Below are 25878 nucleotides of genomic sequence, written 5' to 3'. Positions count from 1 at the left end.
CGCTATTCGATGGGCATCTGACGATTCCGCATGTCTGCGCCACAATCCGGGCACGTCCCTGATGTCGGTGCGCGAACGACAGTGCCACAACTGAAGCACTCGTACAGCGATTCTTCCTCGGGGTCCAGTTTGATGTCTTTCATGGTATGAGTAGGTACGACGAGTCCCGTCGCGGCGGTCGTCGTATCCAGATATAATAGGGATATTAGGATATAGGTGTTCGTCAGATAACTAGCCTCGAAATGAGCTGGAGGTTCACTATTGAACGGGTCAGGCAGCACTTGCCGGAAGTCCGAGCTCGTCGAACAGGATCGCAAAGAGCTTCCGCTGGACGGTTCGGTTGTGGCGGTAGAACGCAGCCGGGGAAATGTCGAGCATCGTCGCAATCTCCTCGCCAGAACGCTCCCGCGGCGTCTCGAAGTAGCCGCTGTAGTACGCTAACTGGATGACCTCGAGTTGGCGATCGGTGAGCCGGTCGAGCAGTGCCGACCGCAGGTCCCGGGCCGTCGTTCGTTCGACGCGGCGTTTCGACCGGAGCTCGACGTCTGCGAACGTGTTCGAGACGATGTCGGCACTCTCTCTGGCGTCGACGGCGCTCGGAACGTCGACGACGACATCGGCCCCCGACGGTGTTGCTTCGACCCGGCGCAACAGGACCCCGTGATCGGCGAGTTGAAGCGCGAGAAACGGCGGTGCAAAGCGCAGACGGACGGTCCCGCCATCGGCCCCCCCATCACCCCCATCGCCACTCCTACCGTCGTCGATGACGCGTGCGTCCTCGACGGCGAGGAGGTCGGCCGCCGCGTGCACGATCGACTCGGGCGGTGCGCCCTCGACGGTAACGAACACCGTCGCGCCGTCCTCGTGCTGGCGGACGCCGCCGTCGAACGAGACGGTGCAGTCCGCACGTCGCGCCAGCCGTGTGAAGACGAACTGCTCGTCCGCGACCGTAAACTCGAGGCGCGTGCTCACGCTCGAGAGGAGCGCTCGCTTGCGTTCGACGGCCGCGATAGCCGAGGCGACCGTCTCTCCGAGCTCGGCCAGCACAGTCTGGCTCACCTCGTCGAAGGCACCCGGTCGGTCGGCGTAGACGGTGAGTACGCCGTAGGTGAATTCGTCGTAGGACAGTGGGACGCTGACGACCGATTGGTACTCCCGCGTGAGCGCTGCCGACCGCCAGGGCTGGTCGTGCAGGCCGTCGGCGACGTTCCCGACCACGGTCACTTCGCCCGTTCGTGCCGTCTCGACGGCGGGTTCGGCTGCGTCGCCCTCGAGTGAGACGGCGTCTAAGTACTCTCGGCCCTCGTCGGTGCCGCTGACGGCGCGCAACTCGAGGAGGTCAGAACCGGTATCGGCCGCGCCGATCCACGCGAAATCAAAGCGATCGTCGGCAGTCAGCCGATCACAGATCGCCGCCTCGATCTCCTCGCGGGTTTCCGCTCGCACCAGCGCCTGGTCGATCTCGCGGATGATCTCGTTGACCTGATCGAGGCGTGTGAGTCGCTTGTTCTGTCGTTTGAGCTCTCGATCCCGTTCGCGAAGTCGTCGTTCGCGCTCGACGCGGTCGAGGGCCGCCTCGGCGGTCGCCGCAAGCAGATCGGTGACTTCTTTGGTGACATCGTCGAACGCGTCGACGGTGTCCGATCCCGCGAGAAAGACGCCGTGATCGCCAAGCGGGACGAACGCGGCGCTTCGGAGATCGCTAGTCGGGTTCGAAAACGCGTCGGTGGATCGAAGATCAGTGACAAATCGGTTTTCGCCCTCGAGGTAGACATCGCCGGGAAGCGTCGCGTCGGCGGCCCGGTGGGATGACAGCGGGCCGTGAAGCTCGTTCATTCCGGCGGACTGTGCGGCCGGCCGCAGAACGTTTTCGTCGGTATCGAAGAGGTAGACGCCGCTTGCGTCGCAGTCGAGAATGTCGGCCGCATCGTCGGTCACGACGGTTGCGATCTCGCGGTCGGTCTCCGCGTACAGCAGTTCGCGAGCCGTTCGGTGCAACGCCGTCAGCGCGTCGTCCCGGCGCTTTCGCATCGTCACGTCACGACAGCTGTAGAGGATCGTCCCGTCCTGAATCGACACCTCGCGGACGTTGACGAGCAACGTGTGCTCGCGACCCGCCTTGTCGGTCGCCGTACACTCGATGTTCGTCAGGACGCCGTCCGCCGCGAGTTCCTCGCGGTCGAAGAGGTCGGGACCGAGCAGGTCGTCGATCGATCCCATCTCGTAGATTTCCTCGTCGTCGTACCCGAAGATGAAGTGGACGTTCGGACAGACGTAAGTGAATGCCCCCTCGTCGTCCGTAATGAGAACCGTATCGGTCATGTTGTTCAGCGTCACCCGATGGAGTTCCTCGGAGGCGCGCAACTCCGCCTCGAGTTCGGCGCGATCCGTGATGTCGGTCGCCCGCGCGAGTAGCGAGACGATCGTCCCGGCGTCGTCGCGAACCGGGCGAACTGTCACCTCGAGCGTCCGAGGAGTATCCGACCGGTGATCGCAGTCTGCGGTGACCTCGCTGCGGGCCACGTTCCCACCGGCTGCCCTCTCGAGGGCTGTGCGAAGCGGTCCATCGGCCTCGATACCGTCCCACCACGGGAGATCGACGAACGGTCGGCCGCGGACATCTCCCGCCGTCGCGTCGATCGCCGTCAGCGCAACGTCGTTCGCTCGACGCACGCTCCCGTCGGGCTCGAGTACCCAGGCGTAGCTCTCGGCGTCGTCGAACACGGCGCCGAACTGCCGTGCGCGCTCGGTTCGGTCGCGCCGTCGTCGCCCGGTGGCGATCGCTCGCTCGATCGCATCGGCCAGATCTCCCGCCGGCCGGTCGCGGGAGACGTACTCACTGGCGCCCGCGGCGACCGCCTCGCTGGCGAGTGATTCGGTCCCGTCTTCGGGAACGAAGACGACAGGACAGTGTCGGTCCGGACCGGTCACCGCTTCGAGGAGATCGAATCCACTCCCGTCGGCGAGCGTCGCCGCCGTACAGAGACAGTCGACGGGCCGCTCGTCGAGCGTCTCGAGTGCCGTCTCGACGTTCGAGACCGACTGTACGGTGTCTATACTGGCGGCATCTCGAGCACGGGCTGTTGCCGCCGCGATCGCCGTCTGTTCCTCGCGCTCGACGACCAGCACTGTCGTCTCCGTGTCGGTCCGTCCGATAGCCATTCGTCGGACCTACGGGGTCGTGACGATAGAATCCACCGGTCGCTTGCAGTAATCTCACTGGTGAATCGACGGGAGGTCGTTACTGGCGATCGGATGTCGACCACACCTGATCCATCGGTATCCACTCCGTTTCGGGATCGACGCGGTCGGCGAGGACGGCGTTTAGCACCGCACCGAGCAACAGACAGAACCCGCCGAGATAGACCCAGGTCAAGATGATGAGGACGGCGCCGGCGATGCCAAAGAGCGCGACGCTGTCGGAGGTCGCGACGTAGATCCGGAAGCCGACGGCGAGAACGGTCCAGGACAGCGCGGCGAAGACCGTCCCCGGGAGGATCTCGCCGACCGAGACAGTGGGTTCGGGAAAGAGGTAGTACATCGGAGCGAAGACGCCGATCAGCAACACGGCGAGCACGGCAGCACTGATACTGTTGGACAGAACTATTCAACGATCGGTCGCAGTACTGCGGCCGTCACCGTAAGGACGGCCGCGAATTCGCGACCGACGTTTCACTGACTTCTGTCCGACAGTATAAACTCCCGCCGTTGCTGTCGATCCGTTCGCAACTCCTCGATCCCCCACCGCGCCCGGTCAGTGAAACGGCTGGCGCTCGAGCACGCCCCACGGATCGAACAGGTAGACGACGGCCAGAAACAGCGCGACCAGAACGACGAACAGGCTGGCGAGTGCACTCAGCGACGGCAGGGCACGTAGATCGAGCGTCACCGACATTAAGGCGGCGACCCCGACCCAGAGCAGTCCCACAACGACTCGTTGACGACGATCCATACGCCGCCTTTCGGCGCCACCGACAAGAGCGTCTCGAGTTTCGTCGGCTACAGTTCGAGTCCGCCGTCGACGGTCTTCTCGTCGAGGACATCCTTGCGGTTGTCGACCATCCCCACGTCGTCGTAGGCGACCGGCCCCTCGACCTGCTCGGCGTGGGGGCCCGGTTCGTTGCCGATGTACTCGACGTTCGGGTTCGTGTTGTACTCCTCGAGCAGCCTGAACCGCGAGGAGTTGTCGCCGTACTCGCCTCTGAGAACGCGTTCGGCCTCCTCCTCGGTGAGTCCGTCGTCGTCCTCGTCGTCGGCGGGGTCTTCCTCGTCCTCGAGAATCGCGATCGCGTCCTGGATCTCGTCGTCGTCCGGATCGTGCTCGAGCGCGCGGGCGAGCGGCACGTTCTCGAGGTACTGCTGGGGGTCGCTCTCGGGATCGTTCATATCACCGAACTGGATCGCACCGGGTGGACAGGCGTCCTCGCAGGCGGTCGTCCCGACCATCTCCTCGCCCATCTGGCCGTCCTGACGAGCCGGATCGAAGATACACTTCTCCATGACGCCGCGAGGGCCGGCCCCGCTGACCCACCGGTCGCGCTGGTCGAACTGCATCTCTTCGTCCATCTCGATTGCCTCCTCGGGAGGGTCGTCCCACTGGAAGTAGTTGACACCGTAGGGGCAGGCGACCTGGCAGTACCGACAGCCAATGCAGACATCGTAATCGGTCAGGACGAGACCGCCCTCGTCTCTGGTGTGACGGGCCGTCGTCGGACACACCTTCTCGCAAGGCGCGTCGGTACAGTGCTGACAGGGCCGGATCAGGTACTGGAAATCTCGCGTGCCGGCGTCTTCGTCGTCTGGTTCGGGCGACTCGACGATCCCGTCCTCGTAGGCGATGATGTACATCCAGTTCGCCCCCTCGTTCCAGTTGTGCTCGGCGTTGCAGGCGACCACACAGGAGAGACAGCCGTCACAGACCTCGAGATCGAGCGCCATTCCCCACTGTGTCCCGTCCTCGCTCGCATCGTCGTCCTGGGCGGCGACGTTCGGCTCCGGTTCGTCCGCGCCGTTGCTCGAGGCGCCCCACGCACTGAGCCCGATCGCACCGGCACCCATGCCCATCTTCTTCATCGTGTCGCGACGCGTCTCCTCGCCGACGCCGAACCGGGACAGCGCCTGCTCGAGGCGTCCCTCTTCGCGAGCGGTCTCGATCGCTTCGGCCATCGGTCGCTCGTCCTCGCCGAACTCCTCGAGCACGTCCTCGTGGTAGCGATCGTAGAACTCGGCCTCCGATATCTCACCCTTGGTAAGTCGCATCGCGTCCTTGGCCATCTCCATGCCGAGGTCCGCGTCGTAGTCGCCCTCCTCGAGCAACGCTCTGTAGTTCTCCTGGGCGTCCTCACCCAGCGGATGGAAGGCGTCGTCACCGCTAGACTCGTCGCTACTCATCGAGGCACCTCATCTCGATACCGTCGATATCGTTCGCGTGAAACCATGCTCACTGACACAGGTGATGACCATTCCCGTGGGGGTAACAGACGGGCCTGCGAATGACGGGCACGGTATGGATATGGCTCGCTTCGCTCGTCGATTTGTGCTGCTGAAAAGCGCCGAGAGGGAGATTTGAACTCCCGAGTCCGTGAGGACAGTAGATTTCGAATCTACCGCCTTGGCCGGGCTAGGCTATCTCGGCTCATCACCTACTACCGGGGAGACGTTTTTACCCGTTTCGATTTTTCTCCCCGCCTGTGAGCGATTCACCCGGTGTTTTTCATCCCAGCCGCGATCCCCTTGACCGTTAGTCGCAGGGTCCGCTCTTCGACATCGGTCAGATGCGTGCGTCCAAGTAGGTACGTCTGGAGGACGTTCAGCGGATCGACGTAGGGGTTGCGCCGCTCGAGGTTCTCGCCGAGCCAATCCCGCGTCTGCAACTGGTCGCGTTGGCCGATCGTCGTAATCAGGTCGGCAGCATGCTCGTACTCGTCGGTCAGCCGCGGGAAGAACTGCTCGCGACGGTCGCCGTCGGCGAGGTCGGCGTACTGGGCAGCGATCTCGAGGTCGGTTCGGGACAACGAGAGCGCGGCGTTGTCGAGCGTGGTCCGGAAGAACGGCCACTCGGCGTACATCTCCTGGAGGACCGCCATGCGGTCGTCGGCGTCGCCGCCCTCACCGTCGTCGGCCGCCGCATTCGACGATCCATCGCCCGTGAGGTAGGCGTCGATACCCGTCCCGATGGCGTACCAGCCGGGCAGGATACACCGCGACTGGATCCAGGAGAACACCCACGGAATCGCCCGGAGGTCCTCGACGGTCCGCTCGCCGCTGCGCGAGGCCGGCCGGGAGCCGAGGTTTAGGTCCTCGATCACCGTAATCGGCGTTGCTTCCTCGAAGTACCGGACGAAGCCGTCGCTCTCGAGGAGGTCGCGGTACTCCCGGCGGGCAGCGTCGGCCATGGTCTCCATCGCATCGAGCCACGCCTCGGGCACGTCCTCGGTTGGGTGCTCGATGGCGTCCTGTCGAGCGCGAAGTTGGGCGTTCAACATCTGCTCGATGTTGCGCTGGGCGATCCTGGGATTGGCGTACTTCTCGGCGATGGCTTCGCCCTGCTCGGTGAACTTGACCTGGCCTGTCACCGTATCGTTGGGCAACGCGAGCAACGCCTCGTTCATCGGTCCGCCGCCGCGGGAGATCGAACCGCCCCGACCGTGAAACAGCCGCATCGTGACGTCGTGTTCGTCGCAGATCTCTCCCAGCCGGCGCTGGTTCTTGTACAGCGACCAGTTCGCAGCGAGAAAGCCGTTTTCCTTGTTCGAGTCCGAGTAGCCCAGCATGATCTCCTGGGTCCCGCCACGGGCGGCAAGCGCCTGTGCGTAGGCCTCGTTCTCGAACAGGGTTCCCATGATTCGACGCGCACCCGAGAGAGCCGACTCGGTCTCGAGCAGGGGGACGACATCGAGACCGCTGTGTTCGGGTAACGAGACGACCCCGGCCTGATCGGCCAAAAAGAGCACCTCGAGGACGTGACTTGGCTCCTCGGTCATCGAGATACAGTAGGTGTCGATCGCTTCGGTACCGTACTCGGTTTGCCACTCGCCGAGGCGGTCGAACAGCGTCAGCACCCGCGCGTCGGCCGCCGACAGACTGTCGGTCGCCCCGAGGTCGATCACCGGCTCGTCCTGTAAGATGGCGTCCGTGAGCAACTCGACTCGCTCGTCTTCCGTGAGCGTGTCGTACTCGATGCCCGCTCGCTCCAGGGCCGCTGTGATAGCGTCGGTGTGTTTCTGACGATGATCGCGCAGATCCAGACTCGCAAGCGAGAAGCCGAAGGTCGCGACCTGTCGATAGATGGGACCGAGGTGGGCGTCGACGACACTCCCCGCCCCGTTGGCGCGCAGACTCGAGGCGATGTCCTCGAGATCCGTGAGGAGTTCCTCAGCATCGTCGTAGCCGCCGGGTCGTACGTCGCCGATGCGATCGAGGCGTTCGCGCATGAGTTTGAGCTTCTGGCGGTAGGGCTCGTCCGGATACCGCTGTTCGGCCATGCTGGCGCTTCCCGGAAGCTCCGTGCGGTCGTCCTCGAGGCCGACCTGGAACGCCGAACCGACATCGATCCGACTGCCGTCCTGGCTGAGAACGCCCGAGAGCCGTTTGAGTTCGTCCCGATAGCGCTCGAGGACGACGCTGCGCTGGCGCTCGAGCGTGTTCGCAGTGACCTCGGGAGTGACGTGTGGGTTGCCGTCGCGGTCACTGCCGGCCCAGGAGCGAAACTCGAGGAGTTTGGGGACGTCGACACTCCCGTCGACGGGCTCGTCGATCGCCTCGTCGAGTTCCTGGTAAACGTCGCCGACGACGTCGAAGAGGGTGTTCTCGAGGTACCACTGAACGTTTCTGGCCTCGTCGTCGGGTTCGGGCTGGCGGTTGCGAACCTGTGGCGTCTGCCAGAGGCTCGTCACCTCGGCGTCGACGCTGTTCCAGACCGCTTTGGCTTCGTCGTCGGTCAACAGCCGCTCGTCGAGCGTCTCGAGGTCGGTCGAAATCGTCCGGAGTTTCGACTTGACGGTCTTTCGCCTGGCTTCCGTCGGATGGGCGGTAAAGGTCGGCTCGATGAGCACGTCGTCGAGAATCTGTTGGACGGTCTCGGTGTCGGACTCGCCGAGGTCGGCGGCGGCGGCCTCGAGGCTATCCGCGAGCGTTCCCTCCTGGGAGGCGGTCCGGATCGATCGAACGCGTTCGCGCTCTTCGGCGAGATTGATCAGCTCGAAATAGGTCGTAAACGCACGGGCGACGACCCGCTGGGTGTGGGGCGAAATGTCCTCAAGTTCACGTACCAGCGGCTCGCGCGAGTCGAGGTCACCCGATCGGTAGTCGATCGCCGTCCGTCGACACGACTCGACGGTGTCGAAGGCGTCGCGGGAGGCCTGGGCTTCGATGACCGTCCCGAGTAGTTCGCCGAGCTCGCGGACATCCTGTCGAACACCCCTGTTGTGTAATTCCATATCGTACCGGAGAACCGTGACTGTCAAAAAACCCATGTGATCCGTATTGGAATCTCGGTCCCGGCTGTGAGTTGCAGACCGACGATACCGTGGTGGGGTCGCCAGTGCCGCCATCCACAGTTTCTTGCAGACGGGTTTCCCAGGAGATACGTATGCGTTACTTCGAGGACATCGAAATCGGAGAAACCGAGGAGTTCGGGGAGTACCGCGTCACGGAAGACGAAATCGTCGACTTCGCCGAGCAGTACGATCCACAGCCGTTTCACACCGACGCCGGCGCCGCTGAGGAATCGGCGTTCGGCGAACTGGTCGCCTCGGGTTGGCACACCGCGTCGATGTGCATGCGCATGCTCGTCGACGACTACCTCGAGGAGCGCGCGGCCATGGGTGCGCGAGGGGTCGACGAACTCCGGTGGAAACGACCCGTCACACCCGGCGATACCCTGCGCGTTCGCACGGAAGTGATCGACAAACGCGTCTCCGAGAGCGACCCACGACGCGGCTACGTCGACAGCCGACTCGAGGGGTACAACCAGGACGACGAGGTCGTCGTCTCCTGGATCAGCCTCGGGATGCTCGAGCGACGAAATCCCGACGGGTGATGCGGGCGACCGTACGTCGTTGCCGGTCACCGCGGTCACATGGCCGCTCGTGGTTATCTCGACGGCTGTGAGGAGGCCGTACGTCAGACTGCGTTCCGTCCGAGTGATCGGATTTAAGCCGGTGTCGACGAAACCTCGAGCTATGTCTCTCGTCCTGCCGAGCGAACTCGTCGTCGATCGGTTTTTGCCGACGGTGCGGACGATGCTCGCGGAACGACTCGCCCAGCGCGGGATGACCCAGGAGGAGATCGCCGCCAATCTCGGCGTCACGCAGGCGGCCGTCAGCAAGTACGTCAGCGGTGATGGCGGCGGCGACGATCGGTTTCGCGACGACCCCGAGACGACCGCGACCGTCGATCGCATCGCCGACGGACTCTCGAGCGGTGAGATGGACGGCTACGACGCCCTGGCGGAACTCCTCTCGCTCGTTCGCAGCCTCGAGGATCGAGGGCCGATCTGCGAACTTCACGAAGAGGAGATGCCTGCGCTGCGAGGACTGGGCTGTGATCTGTGCGTTCGGGGACTCGATCCCGACGTCAGAGCCGAACGCGACGTGCTGGCGAACGTCCGGACGGCCGCACGGACGATCGCATCGACGCCGGGAATGGCCGCCTTCGTCCCCAACGTCGGCACGAACGTCGGGATGGCCCTGCCCGATGCTTCGGACGGCACCGATGTCGCTGCGATCCCCGGGCGTATCTATGCGATGAGCGGCCGCATCGAAATCCCCGCTAATCCCGAGTTCGGCGCATCACAACACGTCGCGACAGCAATCCTCGCAGCAACCGCGATCGATCCGGATCGCCGCGGTGCGATCAACGTCGCCACCGACGACGCGTTGCTCGAGGCTGGCCGGGCCCGCGGTATCGACCCCCTCGAGTTCGACGCGGACTACGAGGATCGGGGTGCACACCTCCTGAACCGATTCGACGATCGCGGCGAGGTCCCACGGCTGGCCTACCACCGCGGCGCGTTCGGCATCGAACCGGCGACCTACGTCTTCGGATCGACGGGAGCCGACGCGGCCGCGTTGCTCGAGGAACTGCTCGAGGACGCCACGTAACCGATAGCGTACTGCACGTCGGTAGCGAACTGCGCTGCTTTTCGTTTAGATCTCCTCGAGAATGTCGTCGAGAACCGCGGCATCGACGAAGACGACGACGTGATCGCCAGGTTCGATGACCGTCGTCCCGCGGGGCGTGATGCGCTCGCCGCCCCGGGAGATAGCGCCGATGACGACGCCGTTCGGAAGATCGCTCGTGACATCGACGATCGGGCCGCCGACGAGGTGGCTATCCTCGTCCACTTCGAACTCGATGACCTCCGCCCGATCGTGCTCGAGCATGGCGATCTTCTCGGTGTGTTCTGCCCGCGTAAAGCGGACGATCTCCTCGGCAGTCTCCTCGCGGGGGTTGACCGCGACGTCGATGCCGACGGTTTCGAAGAGCTCCGCGTACTGGAGATTCTCGATGACGGCGACGGTTCGATCGACGCCGAGCCGACGGGCAAGCAGCGAGACGAGCAGGTTCTTCTCGTCGCCATCCAGCGCGGCGACGACGATATCTGCCTCGTCGACGTGTTCGCGCGCCAAAAACTCGGCGTCGGTCGCGTCGCTTTCGAGCACCAGCGTGTTGGGAAGCGATTCGGCGACCTCTCGAGCGCGGTCGTGGTCTTGCTCGATCAGCCGCGGCTCGTAGCCGTGGGCTTCGAACTCGCGAGCGGCCTGATAACCGATCTCGCTGGCGCCGACGACGACGACTTCCTCTAACTGCTCGGCGTCGGCCATCGTGAGGTCGTTAGCGAAGTCGGTGACCGAATCGGGACTGCCGATGACGACGACCCGGTCGCCGGGGCGGATAACGGTATCGCCCGTCGCGACGATCATTTCGTCGTCGCGAAAAAGTGCTGCGAACGTCAGCGAATCGTATCGGTCGGCCTCGTAGATCGTCTCATCGGCGATTGGACTGTCCGGATCGACGACGAACTCCGCCATCCGAACGAGCCCACCCGCGAACATATCCACGTCCTGGGCCGCGGGGAGCCCGCAGATTCGAAAAATCGTTTGCGCAGTCAGCAGGTCCGTACAGACCATGAAATCGACGCCGAACGCGCCCTGCGAGCCCTCCCAGGTCTCGAGCAGGGTCCGACGACGCACGCGAGCGATCGTGAACGCATCGCTGATGGTCTTCGTGGCGCCACAGACGACGACGTTCGTCTCATCGCTGTCGGTACAGGCGATGACGAGATCGGCACGGTCGACCTCCGCGTCCCGGAGCGAGCCGAGTTCGGTCCCGTCGCCCCTGATCGTGAGGACATCCAGCGAGTACGTGAGTTCCTCGATCACCGCTTCGTTGGGATCGATCACGACGACGTCGTGTGATTCAGCCAGATTCGCGGCGATGGCCTTCCCGACCTCGCCGGCACCGACGATGGCTACGCGCATGGTCCCCTCTCGCAGGTCATAGCAGTCGTTACTGTTTGGTGTGACCGGTATCGGTATAAATGTCTAGTCTCGAGCGGCATCGTTCGATTCCGACCGTACTCGTCCCTGCCAAAAGGATGCTTGGCCGACCGTACTCGTCCCTGCCAAAAGGATGCTTGGTAGCGCCCGTTGTCGTGTCTACCGGACGATCGACGCACAAGCATCGCTCGTCGACCGCTCGGCAAAGAGACGATGTCACGCCGAGAGAGTTACGGCTGCCTCGACACCGGCTGCCGAACGGCCAGAACCACGAGATCGGAAAACATCGTCTCGTCTTTTCCGTCGCCGCCGGCGTGGTCGGACAGCTCCGACAGCCGAAACCGGTGGATGGTCTCATCGTCGTGAGTCAATTTCTCGAGAACCAGCGCCTCGAGATCGGGGTCGGCCCCGTTCTCGAGCAGGAACTGGGCGATGTCACCGGGCATGCGATCGTAGGGCCGAGGCAGGACGAGCAGATGCCGTTGGTCCGCCACCGCTGCCCGTGCGAGCCGATCCATGTCAGCCTCGAGGTCACCGCTTTTGTGGAGCGTGACGAACTCGGTGTCTTCCATCGGCGTTCGGGCGCGACTCGCGGCCATCTGGAGCGAGGAGATTCCAGGAACGACGCGAACGGGCCGCTCGGAGTCCTTGCTCTGTACCGCATCCTGTACCTTCCCGACGAACTGATAGCCCGAGTGGTTCGGGTCGCCCATCGCGACCGCCGTCCCGGATTCGCCAGCGGCGACGCGTTCGCCGAATGCCTCGAGTGCGTCGGCTTCGTCCTTGTAGCCACAGGTCAACAGATCGGCGTCAGTCAGATCGTCGACGAACTCGACGACGGTCGTAAAGCCGACGACGACGTCGGCGTCTTCGATCGCACGACGGCCGCGGGGGGGCAGGTACGCCTGATTGCCCGGGCCGACGCCGACGGCGTAGACGGGATCGGCCGTCGCTTCGTCGATATCCGGTTCCGCCGCTGCCGCGGCGAACGTCGACGGATCCGGACCCGCCTCGAGATCGTACTCGCCGCTCATGCGTTCTCGCCGTCCTCGTCGCCAGCGTTCTGGACGGCCCGTTCGTCGGGCGTCAGCTCCAACTCGAGTTTGCCGGTCCGGACGTCCTTGGCGACGTGGATCAGTTCGTTCGTCAGCGCGGCGGCGAGGCCGCTGCCGCCGCGGCGACCGACGTTCGTGATCGCGGGCACGTCGTACGCCTCGCTGACCTCGCGGATGCGCTGGCGACTCTCTTCGGCTTTGACGAAGCCCACCGGCGTCGCAACGATAGCCGCCGGGCGGGTCCCGTCCTCGATGCAGTCCGCGAGCGCGAACGCTGCCGTCGGCGCGTTGCCGATCGTCGCGATCGCCCCGTCGTAGACGCCCTGCTTGTCCAGTTCGAGCACCGAAGCAGCGGTTCGAGTCATCCCCGTTTTCTTCGCCAACTCGGCGCCGTTGCCGATCGCCTTGCGTTTCTCGCAGTCGTGTCCGCGGCCGGTGATCCCGGCCTTGGACATCGTGATATCGGTCACGATGGTGGCCTCCGCGAGGACGGCGCGTGCGCCGGCCCGAACCGGAGCGTCCTCGTCGTCGCCCAACTCGTCACGCCCCGTACATTCGATCAGGTGCTGGAACTCGATGTCGCCCATCGAGTGGACCGACTTCTGGCGGACGCGGTCGGCGAGCGTCTCGTCGGGGACGAACTGTCGGACGATATCCATGCTTGTCTCGGCGATGTCCATCGCGTTCTGGGTCGTCGCGCCCAGATCGGCGTACTCCTCCTCGAACTCCTGACTGTCGCTCATCGGGTATCACACTCGGTGGCTGCCGTATCGTTCGTCGGCCGCACACGTTCGGCTGGCTCGTCAATCATCGTCCGACACCTCCGCGCCGACGACCTCGTTGGTCGTTCGTGCCTCGAGATCGCCCTCGACCTCGAGGTTCAGATCGCGCAGGCGGTCGACCGTCTCGTCGTCGGCGTCCCAGAGGTCGCGCTCGATTGCCTCGAGCAGGGTATCGGTGATGGACTCGAGTGCCCACGGATTGACCTCGCGCAGCCACTCCTGTCGGTCCTCGTCGAATGCGAACTTGTCGGCGACGTCTCCCCAGAGTGTATCCGAGACGACGCCAGTCGTCGCGTCCCAGCCAAGCGTCACGTCGACGGTCGTCGAGAGGTCGCCCGCACCCTTGTAGCCGTGTTCTTCCATCGACTCGAGCCAGTCAGGGTTGAGGACCCGGGAGCGCATGGCCTTGCGGACCTTCTCCTCGTTCGTGTAGACGTCCACGTTGTCGGGATCGGAAGAATCCCCGACGTAGGAGGCCGGTTCCTCGCCGGAAATCTCGCTGACGGCGGAGATAAAGCCGCCGTGGAAGGCGTACCAGTCCGAGGAGTCGAACTCGTCTTGCTCCATCGTGTCCTCGATCTTCACGGTGGCGTCGACGCTCGAGAGTCGACGCTCGAAGGATGCGTGGGCGTCGGAAACGCGTCCGCGCGACCCCATCGCGTAGCCCCCCCACTGGACGTAGACGGAGGCGAGGTCGGCGCGGTCGTCCCAGTTGCCCTCGTCGACGGCCTTGTTCGTCCCGGCGCCGTAACCGCCGGGTTTGGTGGTGAAGACCCGATGCAGGGCTGCCTTTCGGGCGTCCGACTCGTCGAGCCCCTCCTCCTGGAGTTGCTCGGCTTCCTCCTCGACGTGTTTCTTCACGTAGTTCATCTCGAGCGGTTCGTCGAGATCGACCACGGCATTGACGGCGTCGTGGATGACGCCCGCCGCGGCGGGGAAGGCGTCCCGGAATAGCCCGGAGACCCGCGTCGTCACGTCGATTCGGGGTCGGTCGAGGTCCTCGAGTGGAATCGGCTCGACGTCGTCGATCCGGCCGGCGTCGGTCCAGACGGGTTCGACGCCCATCATCGCGAGCACCTGGGCGATCGTCTCGCCGCGCGTACGCACGGTCGGGGTTCCCCAGGCGACGACGCCGATCTCCTCGGGATACTCGTCGTTTTCGGCGTGGTGGCGCTCGAGGACGCCCGCTGCGACCTCCCGGCCCACCTGCCAGGCGGCCTTGGCAGGCACCTTTCGCGGGTCGAGCGTGTAGAAGTTCCGCGCGGTCGGCAGCAGGTCGACGCCGCCGCGGGTCGGCGCGCCGGAGCCGCCCGGCGGGACGTACTCGCCGGAGAGCGCGTCGGCGGTTCGGGGAACCTCGTCTTCGGCCCCCTGGACGCGCGGTTGGGCTTCCTCGCAGATGTACGCCAGTACCTTCCGCAGATCGTCGTGGGCACCCGATTTCGCTCGCGCGTCGCCGATCGTCTCGAGGTCGACCACGAGCAGGTTCATGTTCACCTCGTCCTCGGGGCCACCCTCGAGTTCCGACTCCGGAACGTCGAAGTTGTGTTCGGCGAGGGTTTCGATCAGGTCGACGCTCGTCTCGTAGACGATATCGGCGGCCTCGGCGTAGGTCATGCCGAGGTCCGCGTCGTACTCGCCGGGTGCGTTCAGCATCGTCTCGTAGTCGACGCCCAGCGCCTCGGCCACGCTCTCGCGTAAGCTCGGCGCGCCGGGGTTCTCGAGGCGCGTCAGCGCGACGAGATACTCGACGAGGCGCTCGTCGGCCGGCGGCTCGGACATGGTGTGGAGGCCGAGTCGGATCTGGGTGGTCTTGACGTCGGTGAGGTACTCGTGGATGCGCTCGACGAGGTCGTCGATAGCGAGGTCGTCGCCCTCTACAGCACCGTCTGCGAGCGTCGAACCGGCCTCGTCGGGGCCGCGAACGTCGGCCTTCTCGGTGATCTCGCCGGTGATCCCCAGTTCGACGGCCAGATCGAGGTCGTCGACTTTCTCGCGGATGAGCGTCTCGAGGTGTTCACCGTCGTCCGCGCGGGCGTCTTCCATGCCGGCTTCGCGATACTGATTCGCGAGTTCCTCGAGTTCCGACAGTTCGTCGTAGGTCCCCGCGTTTCGCATGACGGGCGTGAGATAGTCGACGATGGCGGCGTAGGACCGGCGCTTGGCCTGGGTCCCTTCGCCGGGGTTGTTGACGATGTAGGGGTAGACGTTCGGAATATCGTCGATCAGTTGGTCGGGTGCGCTCTCGCCGTTCAGGCCGACCGTCTTGCCGGGGAGCCACTCGAGGCTCCCGTGCGTTCCCAGGTGGACGACGGCGTCAGCCTCGAACTCGTTGCGCAGCCAGCCGTAGAACGCGTAGTAGTCGTGTGGCGGCTGGAGATCGGAGTCGTGATAGACCTTCGAGGGATCCATGCCGAACCCGCGTGGCGGCTGGACCGTGACGAGCACGTTGCCGAACTCGACGCCCGGAATCGCGAACGGACGCTCCGGCACCTCGCCCCACTCCTCGACGACGGTTTCCTGAAATCGTTCGTCCGCGTCGTCGAACCAGTCGGCGTACGTGTCCGAGGGGACGACGTCGACCGAGAGATCCCGAACGTCCTCCGGGGCGACCCACCGGTCCTCGAGCGTGAGTTGGGCGGTCAGTTTCTCGACGAGTGTCTGGCCGTCCGCTGGCAGTTCGCCGCCGAGATCGTAGTTTCGGGCCTCGAGTTCCGCGATCAAATTGACGGTCGACTCGGGACTATCGAGCCCGAACGCGGTCCCGATCCCGTCGTCGCTGGGCGGATAGTTGTGCAGGACGACCGCGATCTGTTTGTCCTCGTTCGGCGTGTGACGAAGTTCGGCCCAGTTGACCGCCAGTCGGGTCGCGTGGTCGATCCGATCTTCGATGGGGAAGTGGTGTTTCGGCGCGGAACCGATCCCGGCCTCGTCGTCGGTGCGTTCTTTCCCCGAAATTGGATGGCTGATGACGTTGCCGTCGAACTCCGGCAGCGCGACCGAGAGGGCGAGTTCGAAGCCCATCACGCCCGTGTCGCTGGATTCGTAGCGCGACCGCGAACGCATCGTCGTCACCGTCTGGAGAACGGGAACGCCGAGCCGGTCGAGGAAGACGTCTTCGGCACTCGAGCCCTCGTCGTCGGCGCTGCGCCCGCGTTCGTCCATGGAGAGAGAGAACATGAACGATGAGAGCACGGCATCCACGACGGAATCACCAGCGTCGTCGATAAGCCAGTTGTCCGTGACCCACTCGGCGTCTTCTTGCTCGTCCGTATCGGTCGCCGGGTTACAGAAGATCGGCAGGGCGTTGGCGCCCTGTTGCTCGAGCGCCCGAACCTGGGCGTCGACGTAGCGGGTGTTCTCGTGGGTCCAGTGGGATTCGTAGAACCAGATCGCGACCGTCGGCTGCTCGGGGTCGTGGGTCTCGAGCAGTTCCTCGTAGCCGACGCCCGGATAGTCCGGGTGGTAAACGCCCTCGGTCGGCAGTGCTGTCGGCTCGTCGTACGCGAGATCGTCGCCGTCGTACTCCGCAGCGAGGAACCGACACAGGTTCGCGACGTTGACTGTCCCGCCTTTCTCGAGGTAGTCGTAAACGAGGTCGCGATGGCTCGCTGCAACCGTCGTATCTTCGAACGCGAACGCGTCGCCGGTCGCCTTGACGATCACGGGGACGCCCGCGTCCTCGAGTGCACCCGTCGCGTAGTCGTACCCCGGCATGCTGTCTTCGGCGCCGTGCAGCCAGAAAATCGCTGCCGCGGCGTCGTCCAATTCCTCGACGAACTCCTCGACGTCGGCCTCGTCGTCGAAGTCGCTCTCCGATCGGACGACCAGCTCGAGGCCCTCGAGTCGGTGGGCGGCCTGGCCGATCGAGCCGAGTTCGTTCTCCGTCGCCGTGTAGATCCCGATCCGTGTCATCGCGTTTTTAAACCTCTGTTGTATTAGCCAAAGTATGGTTGCAGACGCTGGGGACAAAAAGCTGTCGTCACTGCCGTTTCCAGCGATCGTCGGGCAAGACGAGTTGAAGCGAGTACTGCTCGCGATCGCGGTCAACGACGACCTCGACGGGGCGCTGGCCGTCGGCGAAAAGGGGACCGCCAAGTCGACCGCCGTTCGCGGGTTGGTCGATCTCCTCCCCGAGCAGCGAGCCGTCGCGGACTGTCCGTACGGCTGTGCGCCCGCGGATCCGGCGTTGCAGTGTAAATCCTGCCGCGAACGAGCGCCGGAAGAGCTTCCCGTCGAGACACGACCCGTCCCGCTGGTCACCTTGCCACTCGGTGCGACCCGCGATCGCGTCGTCGGGACGCTCTCGGTCGAGGACGCCCTGGCCGGCGAGGCCGACTTCGATCCCGGCCTGCTCGCACGCGCCCATCGTGGCATCCTCTACGTCGACGAGGTGAACCTGCTCGACGACCACCTCGTCGATGTCGTCCTCGACGCCGCCGCAAGCGGGGTCAACACTGTCGAGCGAGACGGTGTCAGCGTCTCACATCCGGCCGAGTTCACGCTCGTCGGGACGATGAATCCCGAAGAGGGGGACCTCCGCCCGCAACTGCGCGATCGGTTCGCCCTCCAGGCGACCGTCGAAGGCAGCCGCGACATCGACGACCGCGTCGAAATCATCGATCGTGCCCTCGAGCACGGCGGCGCCAACGCCGATCCAGCCGTCGAGTACGCAAACGACATCGAACGGCTCCGGACGAGACTTCTCGAGGCCCGCGAGCGTCTCCCGGGCGTCGACCTCCCGACCGATTTCAAGACTGAGATCGCCGAACTCTGTCTCGAGGCCGGCGTCGACGGTCACCGCGGCGACGTGGCAATCGCCCGAACCGCGATGACCCTGTCCGCACTCGAGGGCCGAGAGACGGTCATCGAGTCCGATGTCCACGAGGCCGCCCGCTACGCGCTTCCCCACCGCTTGCGGAGCACGCCCTTCGAGGACGAACCCGATCTCGAGGACGTGCTCGAGGATCGGTTCGACGAGGAGTCGCCAGCGGATGCGGACGGAGATGGGGACGAACGGGAGTCCGGCGACGAGGACGAAGCTGGCGACGATACCGAGGGGACCGAGACGCGATCCGAATCCGACGACGAATCCGGGACGGAAGCGTCCGATGGCGACGGGGACGAGACGGCGGGGCCCGATGACGACGCCAGTGGGGAGTCGGACGACCCGAACGACGACGGCGCCGACGAGGGAGGCGGCGATCGGTCCGCGAGTGAATCGCCGACGCCGACCGAAGCGGGATCGGGAGCCGCCGGCGACACCGATGAAGCCGGCTCGAGCGACACCGATTCGGACGGCGAGGGAGACGACGATAACGGTGGACTGGACGACGCGGACGGTGAGGAGGACGCCAATCCCGTAATTCCCGGGCAGGCCCGCGGCGAGGTCGCCGGGGTCGGCCAGGCTAGCGCGCCGGACATCGACACGCCGACTGCGGAGCGTACGAACGGAGCAGGTGCGAGCGGTTCGCGCACGAGCACAACCCCGAACGTGACCAATCGAGGCGCCCGCGTCCGCACGGAATCCGCGTCGGGCGACGGGTCGATCGACGCGGCCGCATCCGTTCGTTCGGCCGCTTCGCGGGGTGAATCGAGCGTCGAGAAACAGGACCTCCAACGATCGGTGCGGACCGGCGAAACGGCGGTGACGATCGTCTTCGCCGTCGACGCCAGCGCGTCGATGCGACCCGCGATGGAGGCCGCCAAGGGCGTCGTTCTCGAGCTCCTGCGGGAGAGCTACCAGCAGCGCGACCAGGTCGCGTTCGTCGCCTTTGCGGGTGAGGACGCAGACGTTCTCCTCCCGCCGACCGACAGCGTCTCGCTGGCCGCCCGCCACCTCAAGGAACTCCCCTCCGGCGATCGGACGCCGCTGCCGGCCGGCCTCGAGACGTCACGGGCAGTCCTCGAGCGCGCCGACACCGACGCCGCAGTCGTCGTGCTCGTCACCGACGGCCGGGCCAACGTCGCCGACGGCAGTCCGACCGAGGCGACGCGTCGCGCGGCCCGCCGGCTCGCGAGTACCGGCGCGACCGTGGTCGTCGTCGACGCTGGGGACAACGCTCGAGCGGGACTTTCGAACCTCGTCGCGAGCGAAACGAACGGCGACCTGGTGGCACTCGAGTTGCTGTCGGTCGAGGCAGTTCGACGGGCAGCCGATCGGGCCGCAGAAGAGTCGTCGTGACTGTCGTCTGGGTGATGGGCCGTAGTTCCGCTCGACTTCAGCCCACGATCGAGAGCTGTTTCGGTCGAGCCGGATCAACACGTCTTTGACGCCGCTCGCTCGTTCTCCGACGAGTCATGTCGAACGACGACGCGACCGCCACCGACGGCAGCGGTGGCGTCGACGACGATATCGAGTACGGCATCGAGGATCGGCCACCGCTGGGACGGTCAACGATGCTTGGCGTCCAGCACTATCTGACGATGGTCGGTGCGAACATCGCCGTCCCGCTGATTCTGGCCGAGGCGATGGGGATGCCACCGGGAATCACGGCCCAGTTCGTCGGCACGTTCTTCGTCGTCTCGGGGATCGCGACGCTGGCCCAGACGACGTTCGGCAACCGGTATCCGATCGTCCAGGGCGCCCCGTTCTCGATGCTCGCACCCGCGCTGGCGATCGTCGCCGTCGTGACGGCCGGCGGCGTCGCGGGCCAACCCGATTGGCAGGCCGCACTCCTCCAGTTGCAGGGAGCCATCATCGTCGCCGCGGCGGTGCAGGTGGCGATGGGCTATCTCGGGCTGGTCGGGAAGCTTCGGCACCTGCTGTCGCCGGTCGTCATCGCGCCGACGATCGCACTGATCGGCCTCGCGCTGTTCGACGCCCCACAGATCACGACCACCGACCAAAGCTGGCTGCTGCTTGGACTCACACTGGGGCTCATCCTCCTTTTCTCGCAGTATCTCGACGTCAAACACGCGGCGTTCCGTCTGTACCCGGTCGTCCTCGCGATCGGGATCGCCTGGGCCATCGCCGCGGCGGTGTCGTATGCGGGGACCATCGGCAGCGACCATCCGGGATACGTCCCGCTCGAGCAGGTGGCCGACGCGACGCTACTCATGCCGATACATCCGTTCCAGTGGGGGATACCCGAGGTGACGACGGCGTTCGTCATCGGGATGTTCGCGGGCGTTCTCGCCTCGATCGTCGAGAGCATCGGCGACTACTACGCCGTCGCGAACCTCACGGGATCGGCCGCACCCAGCGAACGACGGATCAACCACGGAATCGGGATGGAAGGGCTGATGAACGTATTCTCCGGCGTGATGGGGACCGGCGGTTCGACATCCTATTCCGAAAACATCGGCGCGATCGGGCTGACCGGCGTCGCCTCCCGGTACGTCGTCCAGATCGGTGCCGCCGTCATGCTCGTCGTCGGTTTCATCGGCTACGTCGGCCAACTGATCGCGACGATTCCCGATCCGATCGTCGGCGGCCTCTTCATCGCCATGTTCGCCCAGATCGTCGCCGTCGGCGTCGCGAATCTGCGATACGTCGATCTCGAGTCCTCGCGAAATGGCTTCGTCATCGGCTTTGCACTGTTCGTTGGCCTCGCGGTGCCCGAGTACATGGCCAACTTCGAAACGACGCTTGCGTTCCGTGACGCCGTCGCCGTCGAGGCGACGATCGCGCCGCTGCTCGAGATCGGGCTCCTCGCCGACGGCGCCGCGGGCTGGATCGAGGCCGGCGCGATCGCCGTCGTCGATACGGTCTTTATCATCGGTTCGACCGGGATGGCCGTCGGTGGTCTCGCGGCGCTCGTCCTCGACAACACGATCCCGGGGACGCGCGAGGAACGCGGCCTCGCGGAGTGGAACCGAATCGCCGAGGACGACGCGGAGTTCGACTCGTTCGTGGACCGGTGGATCGGCACCGACGACGCCGACGAGACCGGCGACTCGGAACGGAACGGGTAGCTACGCGATGTCGCGGCTCGTGTCGATCGCGACCTCTTCGGTGAGTTCCAGTTTGATCGTCTCGGTAGGCTGGCCGCCCTCGCGGAACTTCGGAATCGCGAGCAGGTTCTCGAGGTCGGTGCCGGCGACGCCGGTTCGCAGGTCGAAGACGGCGTCTGCCGCGTGATGAGTACGGGGGCGGTTGTCGGGTTCGAACGAGCCTTTCAAGCAGTGCAACAGCGCGATACTGTCGGTCTCGAGCATCCGGTCTTTGAGATCGTTGAGAAAAGCGACGTAGTCGTCGGTATCGGACTGTTCTAAGAGATCCATCGTGTCGATGATGAGGTTCGCACCGTCGGGAATGGCGTCGACGAACCGACTTGCCTGCTGGAGTGGCTCCTCGCCGGTGACGTGTCGGATGGTCGGATTGCCGACGTCGGATGGCGAGTGCTCGACGGCGTGGCGTACGGCCGGTTCGGATCGTTCGGTCGTCAGATAGAGCGTGCCCCGAGCAGCCGTGAGTTCGTACAACAGGAGTTCGGATTGGCTGGCGGGCTGGGCGGTAAACGCGACGACACAGCCAGGTGGGAGCCCACCGTCGAGCTTCCGATCCAGTACGTCGATTCCGGTGTTCAGCCGACCGTCCATACAGTACCTTCTCGTTACGATACTGTCTGCATAACTCTTTGGCTTCAGCCCGAAACGACAGGGAACTAACTCATCGCGTGCGACTCGCTCACGCCGTCGACGATGAACGGGAGGTTTGAAGGTCCGTGCAAGAGCGTTGGAACATGAATGCGCCACGATCACCTCATCACGAGCAAACAACTCTCGCGGACGGACATCGAAACCGTCCTCGACCGTGCAGCCGAGATCGACGCCGATCGGGCCGCCGTCGCCGATCGCCACGCCGGAACGCTGCTCGGACTGCTCTTTTACGAGCCGAGTACGCGGACGAAGATGAGTTTCGAAACCGCGATGAAGCGTCTGGGGGGCGATATCGTCGACATGGGGGCTGTCGAATCCTCGAGCGTGACGAAAGGCGAAACGCTCGCGGATACGGTTCGGGTCATCGAGGGCTACGCCGACGCGCTCGTCTTGCGCCATCCAAAGCAAGGGGCGGCGACGATGGCCAGTGAGTTCGTCGACGTGCCGCTTTTGAACGCTGGCGACGGTGCGGGTCATCATCCGACCCAGACGCTGCTCGATCTCTATACGATCCGGGAGAACGCCGGCCTCGACGACCTGACGATCGGGATCATGGGCGACCTGAAGTACGGTCGAACCGTCCACTCGCTGTCCTACGCGCTCTCGAACTTCGATACCCGCCAGCACTTCATCAGCCCGGAGAGCCTGCAACTGCCACGCGAGGTCGTCTACGACCTCCACCAGGCCCAGGACGGCACGCAGATCCGCGAACACGACTCCCTCGAGGAGATCCTGCCGTCGCTCGACGTCCTCTATGTCACGCGCATTCAGCGCGAGCGCTTTCCCGACGAAAACGAGTACCAGCAGGTCGCCGGCGAGTACCAGATCGACCCGGAAACGCTCGAGGATGCCGCCGACGACCTGACCGTGATGCATCCGCTCCCCCGCGTCGACGAGATCGATCCGGCGATCGACGACACGGACTACGCCGCATATTTCGAACAAGCACACAACGGCGTCCCGGTGCGGATGGCGTTACTGGATTTACTCCTCTCCGACGCTCGAGGTGAGGATGATGAGTGACGACCACGACCACCACGACGGCAAAGACGACCACGAACTTCGGGTTAGCAAGATTCGTGACGGCACCGTCATCGACCACGTTCGCGGTGGGCAAGCGTTGAACGTCCTCGCAATTCTCGGTATCGACGGCAACGAGGGTGAGGAGGTTTCGATCGGGATGAACGTCCCATCCGACCGGTTCGCGCGCAAAGATATCGTCAAGGTCGAGGGCCGGGAGTTGAGCCAGGACGAGGTCGATGTCCTCTCGTTGATCGCGCCCGACGCGACGATCAACATCGTCCGCGAGTACGAGGTCATCGAAAAACACCGCGTCGAGCGCCCACCGGCGGTCGATGGCGTTCTTACGTGTCCGAACCCGGCATGTATCTCCACCGGCGACGAACCCGTCACGTCCCGATTCGAAGTGCTCGAGGAGGGCGTTCGGTGTTCGTACTGCGGAACGATCGTCCGCGACGAAATCGCGTCCCTGATCGAAACATAACCCGTCGTGCTCGAACGGTCACCGTTGGTGATTGTCCTTTCTTGTATGGACTCCATCCAGAATATCTAAGTGGGAGCCGCTCAATTACTCACTCGTATATGTCACGGACAATCAAAATCCTGATCGCCCTGGTCGTCATCGCAGTCCTCTTGAAAGTCGTCATCGGCGGCTCCTCGGAGGCCGAGATCGAGTACGATCCGATCGAATAACGCATCGAACAGTTCCGAACGGCTTACGGTGACGGCGACGTACCCCCAGGTATGTACGGCGTCGTCACGCGAAATGCAGACGAGGTCCAGTGGCCGGAGTTCGATCGCGGCTTCTACGAGGTCAAAGACGTGACCGGCCGGTCTGCCGATCCGATCGAGGACGGGGTGAACATGGTGTCGTGTTTCGGCGACAACGCGGCCGCAGACGCCGACCCGTCGCTGGTTCCCGTCGACGACATGGGCCGTCCAGCCACTCGGGATCGGTCGTACTTCGACTGGGCCTACATCTGTCCGTGTCGGGAGGACTACCGCGACGGCTTGTTCGAGATCATCGACGACTGCGTCGCGGCCAACGGCGACGTTCGACTCGACGACGTGGGTTTTCCGCGGGCCGAATACTGCCGGTGTGGCGTCTGCGAGCAGCGCTTCGAGCAAAGCGAGTTCGACGACCGCTTCGCGTGGCGCGCAAGCGTCATCACCGAGTTCGTCGAGGAAGCGGTCGATCGCATCCCCGGTACCGTCTACATGACGCTCTATCCCGACCCCTATCCTGGTCATCTCTACGAACGTGCAGGGCTCGACCTCGAGGCGCTCGAAGAACACGTCGACGAGTTCGTCGTCCCGCTGTACGACATGGCCTACGAAACGACCTACTGGCTCGAGACGATCGCTCGCGGCTTCGAGAGCGCGCTCGAGACGCCGTTTAATATCGAATTGTACGCGGTAAACGTCGATGTCGACAACCTGATTCACGCGACCGAGGTCGCAGCTGCCTACGGGAAGGATGTCTTCTTCGGCTACGAGGCGAGCAACGCTCGGGCGACGCTTCGGCGGATGCAGGCGGAGGGACGCGACGGCGTCACACACGGCGATCCCGGACCCGAGTCCTGAGCCGGCCGACGACCGATCGCGGGTAACCGTCGCTTACAGCGGGTCGTCGTAGTAGCTGTGCGTTACCGCTGGGCAATCATCTGGAACCGACGCCGGCCTTTATTTCGCTCTCAGTTGCCGACCGTACCGACCGGGGATCGACTGTCCGGGACCGCTGGTGCGACACTCGCCGGCGGCCATGCAGTCGAAATTCCCGACGTGATTCACATGAGAGACGATCAATCGAACACGGACCCGACTGGCGGAGCGTACGACGAGACGATGAATCAGAGCCAGACTGCTATCGAACAGCTGTTGGATCTTCAGCAAAACATGGCGCGGATGACTCTGAGTGCGCTGGAGTGGCAACAGACGGCCCAGAAACAGGGCATGGAGATGACCCACTCGATGATGGGGAGCGGTCCGGCCCAGCAGTTTACGCGATCGATGCTCGAGAGCTACCTGCAGGGAATGCAAGCGGCCATGCCGGAACTCGAGCGTGCCCTCGAGTCGGGGATGGAGGTATCCGCCCGCCCGACGCGGGAACTAACCGAACAGACGAGCAGCCAGATGGCCGAACAGCGGTCATCGATGGGCGAGCGCAGCCAGCCACTGGAAAGGAGTCAACGGACGGAAGGCAATCGCGGCCGACAGCTGGAGGGCAGTCGTGATCGACAGCTGGAGGGCGAGACTCACCGCGGAGAACGGCAGCCTCGACGGACGACACACACCGACAGCGCCGGCGGACAACAGCCCCGGGAGCGACACCAGCAGGGCCCTCGAGGGCGTTCCCAGCGGACGGGTGATCGGGGACAACGCTCGGACCCACAACGACCGGAGACCGGCGAATGGGTTCCTCGAGAAGAGATGCACAGCGGCGAACCCGGCGGTCAGTCGCGACAGCAAACTCCGCCGCCGGCAACCAGTGGCGGACGCGAACAACCGCAGGGTGACCGACCACCGCGAGAACAGGGGGATCGACCACCACGAGAGGCTCCACCCGAACCACAGTCCCAACTCGGGGAGCCGACTCGAGCGGACCAGTCCCAGCGCGGGCAGGAACAGCCGCGCGAGCGTGCTCAGCCTACTCGAGGGCAACGGCAATCGCCACGGTATCGACAGCAGGACCCCCAACAGCGCGGTCGCGACGAACGGGATCGGCCACAGGACCAGTACTCCCAGCGAATCGATTCGGAACGAGGGCTGACCGACGAGCACTCATCAACTGGCGATAGCGAGGCGGCGTCCGACGACAGTCAGGACGAGCAAGACGCCGACGAAGAGTAAGTCGACGCGTCAGCTATCCGTCGGTCGGCCGTTCCTCGAAAATGCGCTGTTCCTATCGGATCTCGC

At 64.6% G+C, this 25878-nt stretch carries 18 protein-coding genes, 1 tRNA gene and 1 pseudogene; 8 read left to right on the top strand and 12 right to left on the bottom strand.

The window, feature by feature from the left end:
* Positions 1-2: 2 nt before the first annotated feature.
* The 7 genes and pseudogenes from D8Y22_RS16750 to ppc form a co-directional block, all read right to left on the bottom strand.
* Positions 3-143, bottom strand: coding sequence for a rubrerythrin-like domain-containing protein (locus D8Y22_RS16750; protein WP_141465837.1), 141 nt, complete (start codon positions 141-143; stop codon positions 3-5).
* Positions 144-270: 127 nt separating this feature from the next.
* Complete coding sequence (locus D8Y22_RS16745) at positions 271-3162, bottom strand: bacterio-opsin activator domain-containing protein (RefSeq protein WP_141465836.1); 2892 nt, start codon at positions 3160-3162, stop codon at positions 271-273.
* 79 nt (positions 3163-3241) lie between these two features.
* A pseudogene (locus D8Y22_RS16740) lies at positions 3242-3586 on the bottom strand (YhjD/YihY/BrkB family envelope integrity protein); the annotation flags it as partial.
* A gap of 168 nt (positions 3587-3754) precedes the next feature.
* Positions 3755-3952: a hypothetical protein gene (locus D8Y22_RS16735; protein ID WP_141465834.1), complete on the bottom strand. Its 198-nt coding sequence runs from the start codon at positions 3950-3952 to the stop codon at positions 3755-3757.
* Positions 3953-3999: 47 nt separating this feature from the next.
* Entirely contained in the window at positions 4000-5391 is a 1392-nt protein-coding gene (locus tag D8Y22_RS16730) for a 4Fe-4S ferredoxin N-terminal domain-containing protein (protein ID WP_141465833.1), read from the bottom strand.
* A 159-nt stretch (positions 5392-5550) separates the two neighbouring features.
* Positions 5551-5635, bottom strand: a tRNA-Ser gene (locus D8Y22_RS16725).
* 64 nt (positions 5636-5699) lie between these two features.
* Complete coding sequence (gene ppc, locus D8Y22_RS16720) at positions 5700-8438, bottom strand: phosphoenolpyruvate carboxylase (RefSeq protein ID WP_141465832.1); 2739 nt, start codon at positions 8436-8438, stop codon at positions 5700-5702.
* A 152-nt stretch (positions 8439-8590) separates the two neighbouring features.
* Between ppc and D8Y22_RS16715 the strand changes: the two genes are divergently transcribed.
* Positions 8591-9040, top strand: coding sequence for a MaoC family dehydratase (locus D8Y22_RS16715; RefSeq protein ID WP_141465831.1), 450 nt, complete (start codon positions 8591-8593; stop codon positions 9038-9040).
* A gap of 142 nt (positions 9041-9182) precedes the next feature.
* Positions 9183-10103, top strand: a complete 921-nt coding sequence (locus D8Y22_RS16710; protein ID WP_141465830.1) for a thiamine-phosphate synthase family protein — start codon at positions 9183-9185, stop codon at positions 10101-10103.
* Positions 10104-10148: 45 nt separating this feature from the next.
* Here the strand turns inward: D8Y22_RS16710 and trkA are convergent, their stop codons facing one another.
* From trkA to cobN, 4 genes are all read right to left on the bottom strand, one after another.
* Complete coding sequence (trkA, locus tag D8Y22_RS16705; protein ID WP_141465829.1) at positions 10149-11483, bottom strand: Trk system potassium transporter TrkA; 1335 nt, start codon at positions 11481-11483, stop codon at positions 10149-10151.
* A 248-nt stretch (positions 11484-11731) separates the two neighbouring features.
* A complete protein-coding gene (locus tag D8Y22_RS16700) occupies positions 11732-12535 on the bottom strand; it encodes a cobalt-precorrin-7 (C(5))-methyltransferase (RefSeq protein ID WP_141465828.1) in 804 nt (267 codons plus the stop codon).
* The gene (locus D8Y22_RS16695) at positions 12532-13299 is read right to left on the bottom strand and encodes a precorrin-8X methylmutase (RefSeq protein WP_141465827.1); all 768 of its coding nucleotides are present in this window, start codon (positions 13297-13299) and stop codon (positions 12532-12534) included. The genes D8Y22_RS16700 and D8Y22_RS16695 overlap by 4 nt, the downstream gene beginning before the upstream one ends.
* Positions 13300-13359: 60 nt before the next feature.
* A complete protein-coding gene (gene cobN, locus D8Y22_RS16690; RefSeq protein WP_141465826.1) occupies positions 13360-17253 on the bottom strand; it encodes a cobaltochelatase subunit CobN in 3894 nt (1297 codons plus the stop codon).
* A gap of 34 nt (positions 17254-17287) precedes the next feature.
* Between cobN and D8Y22_RS16685 the strand changes: the two genes are divergently transcribed.
* Together D8Y22_RS16685 and D8Y22_RS16680 are read left to right on the top strand one after the other, a co-directional pair.
* Positions 17288-19522 (top strand): VWA domain-containing protein, encoded by a 2235-nt coding sequence (locus D8Y22_RS16685; RefSeq protein ID WP_141465825.1) that lies wholly within the window; start codon positions 17288-17290, stop codon positions 19520-19522.
* A gap of 116 nt (positions 19523-19638) precedes the next feature.
* Positions 19639-21255, top strand: coding sequence for a uracil-xanthine permease family protein (locus D8Y22_RS16680; protein ID WP_141465824.1), 1617 nt, complete (start codon positions 19639-19641; stop codon positions 21253-21255).
* Here the strand turns inward: D8Y22_RS16680 and D8Y22_RS16675 are convergent, their stop codons facing one another.
* Positions 21256-21882, bottom strand: a complete 627-nt coding sequence (locus tag D8Y22_RS16675; RefSeq protein WP_141465823.1) for an RAD55 family ATPase — start codon at positions 21880-21882, stop codon at positions 21256-21258.
* A gap of 147 nt (positions 21883-22029) precedes the next feature.
* On the opposite strand from D8Y22_RS16675, the gene pyrB reads away from it, so the two are divergent.
* From pyrB to D8Y22_RS16655, 4 genes are all read left to right on the top strand, one after another.
* Entirely contained in the window at positions 22030-22965 is a 936-nt protein-coding gene (pyrB, locus tag D8Y22_RS16670) for an aspartate carbamoyltransferase (protein ID WP_141465822.1), read from the top strand.
* Positions 22958-23446 carry an aspartate carbamoyltransferase regulatory subunit gene (gene pyrI / locus D8Y22_RS16665; RefSeq protein WP_141465821.1) on the top strand — a complete coding sequence of 163 codons (489 nt, stop codon included), beginning with the start codon at positions 22958-22960 and terminating at the stop codon, positions 23444-23446. Before pyrB ends, pyrI begins: the two co-directional genes overlap by 8 nt.
* 260 nt (positions 23447-23706) lie before the next feature.
* Positions 23707-24546, top strand: coding sequence for a hypothetical protein (locus D8Y22_RS16660; RefSeq protein ID WP_141465820.1), 840 nt, complete (start codon positions 23707-23709; stop codon positions 24544-24546).
* Between the two features lie 207 nt (positions 24547-24753).
* The gene (locus D8Y22_RS16655) at positions 24754-25812 is read left to right on the top strand and encodes a hypothetical protein (RefSeq protein ID WP_141465819.1); all 1059 of its coding nucleotides are present in this window, start codon (positions 24754-24756) and stop codon (positions 25810-25812) included.
* Positions 25813-25878: the final 66 nt, after the last annotated feature.

Origin of the sequence: Salinadaptatus halalkaliphilus (assembly GCF_006543045.1) — an archaeon.
Lineage (GTDB): Archaea > Halobacteriota > Halobacteria > Halobacteriales > Natrialbaceae > Salinadaptatus > Salinadaptatus halalkaliphilus.
This window is presented reverse-complemented; position numbering and strand designations above follow the sequence as displayed.

Excerpts from the sequence above, each read along its gene's own strand:
- D8Y22_RS16750 (WP_141465837.1), bottom strand. The coding sequence starts at position 143 with ATGAAAGACATCAAACTGGACCCCGAGGAAGAATCGCTGTACGAGTGC.
- D8Y22_RS16745 (WP_141465836.1), bottom strand. The coding sequence starts at position 3,162 with ATGGCTATCGGACGGACCGACACGGAGACGACAGTGCTGGTCGTCGAG.
- D8Y22_RS16735 (WP_141465834.1), bottom strand. The coding sequence starts at position 3,952 with ATGGATCGTCGTCAACGAGTCGTTGTGGGACTGCTCTGGGTCGGGGTC.
- D8Y22_RS16730 (WP_141465833.1), bottom strand. The coding sequence starts at position 5,391 with ATGAGTAGCGACGAGTCTAGCGGTGACGACGCCTTCCATCCGCTGGGT.
- ppc (WP_141465832.1), bottom strand. The coding sequence starts at position 8,438 with ATGGAATTACACAACAGGGGTGTTCGACAGGATGTCCGCGAGCTCGGC.
- D8Y22_RS16715 (WP_141465831.1), top strand. The coding sequence starts at position 8,591 with ATGCGTTACTTCGAGGACATCGAAATCGGAGAAACCGAGGAGTTCGGG.
- D8Y22_RS16710 (WP_141465830.1), top strand. The coding sequence starts at position 9,183 with ATGTCTCTCGTCCTGCCGAGCGAACTCGTCGTCGATCGGTTTTTGCCG.
- trkA (WP_141465829.1), bottom strand. The coding sequence starts at position 11,483 with ATGCGCGTAGCCATCGTCGGTGCCGGCGAGGTCGGGAAGGCCATCGCC.
- D8Y22_RS16700 (WP_141465828.1), bottom strand. The coding sequence starts at position 12,535 with ATGAGCGGCGAGTACGATCTCGAGGCGGGTCCGGATCCGTCGACGTTC.
- D8Y22_RS16695 (WP_141465827.1), bottom strand. The coding sequence starts at position 13,299 with ATGAGCGACAGTCAGGAGTTCGAGGAGGAGTACGCCGATCTGGGCGCG.
- cobN (WP_141465826.1), bottom strand. The coding sequence starts at position 17,253 with ATGACACGGATCGGGATCTACACGGCGACGGAGAACGAACTCGGCTCG.
- D8Y22_RS16685 (WP_141465825.1), top strand. The coding sequence starts at position 17,288 with ATGGTTGCAGACGCTGGGGACAAAAAGCTGTCGTCACTGCCGTTTCCA.
- D8Y22_RS16680 (WP_141465824.1), top strand. The coding sequence starts at position 19,639 with ATGTCGAACGACGACGCGACCGCCACCGACGGCAGCGGTGGCGTCGAC.
- D8Y22_RS16675 (WP_141465823.1), bottom strand. The coding sequence starts at position 21,882 with ATGGACGGTCGGCTGAACACCGGAATCGACGTACTGGATCGGAAGCTC.
- pyrB (WP_141465822.1), top strand. The coding sequence starts at position 22,030 with ATGCGCCACGATCACCTCATCACGAGCAAACAACTCTCGCGGACGGAC.
- pyrI (WP_141465821.1), top strand. The coding sequence starts at position 22,958 with ATGAGTGACGACCACGACCACCACGACGGCAAAGACGACCACGAACTT.
- D8Y22_RS16660 (WP_141465820.1), top strand. The coding sequence starts at position 23,707 with ATGTACGGCGTCGTCACGCGAAATGCAGACGAGGTCCAGTGGCCGGAG.
- D8Y22_RS16655 (WP_141465819.1), top strand. The coding sequence starts at position 24,754 with ATGAGAGACGATCAATCGAACACGGACCCGACTGGCGGAGCGTACGAC.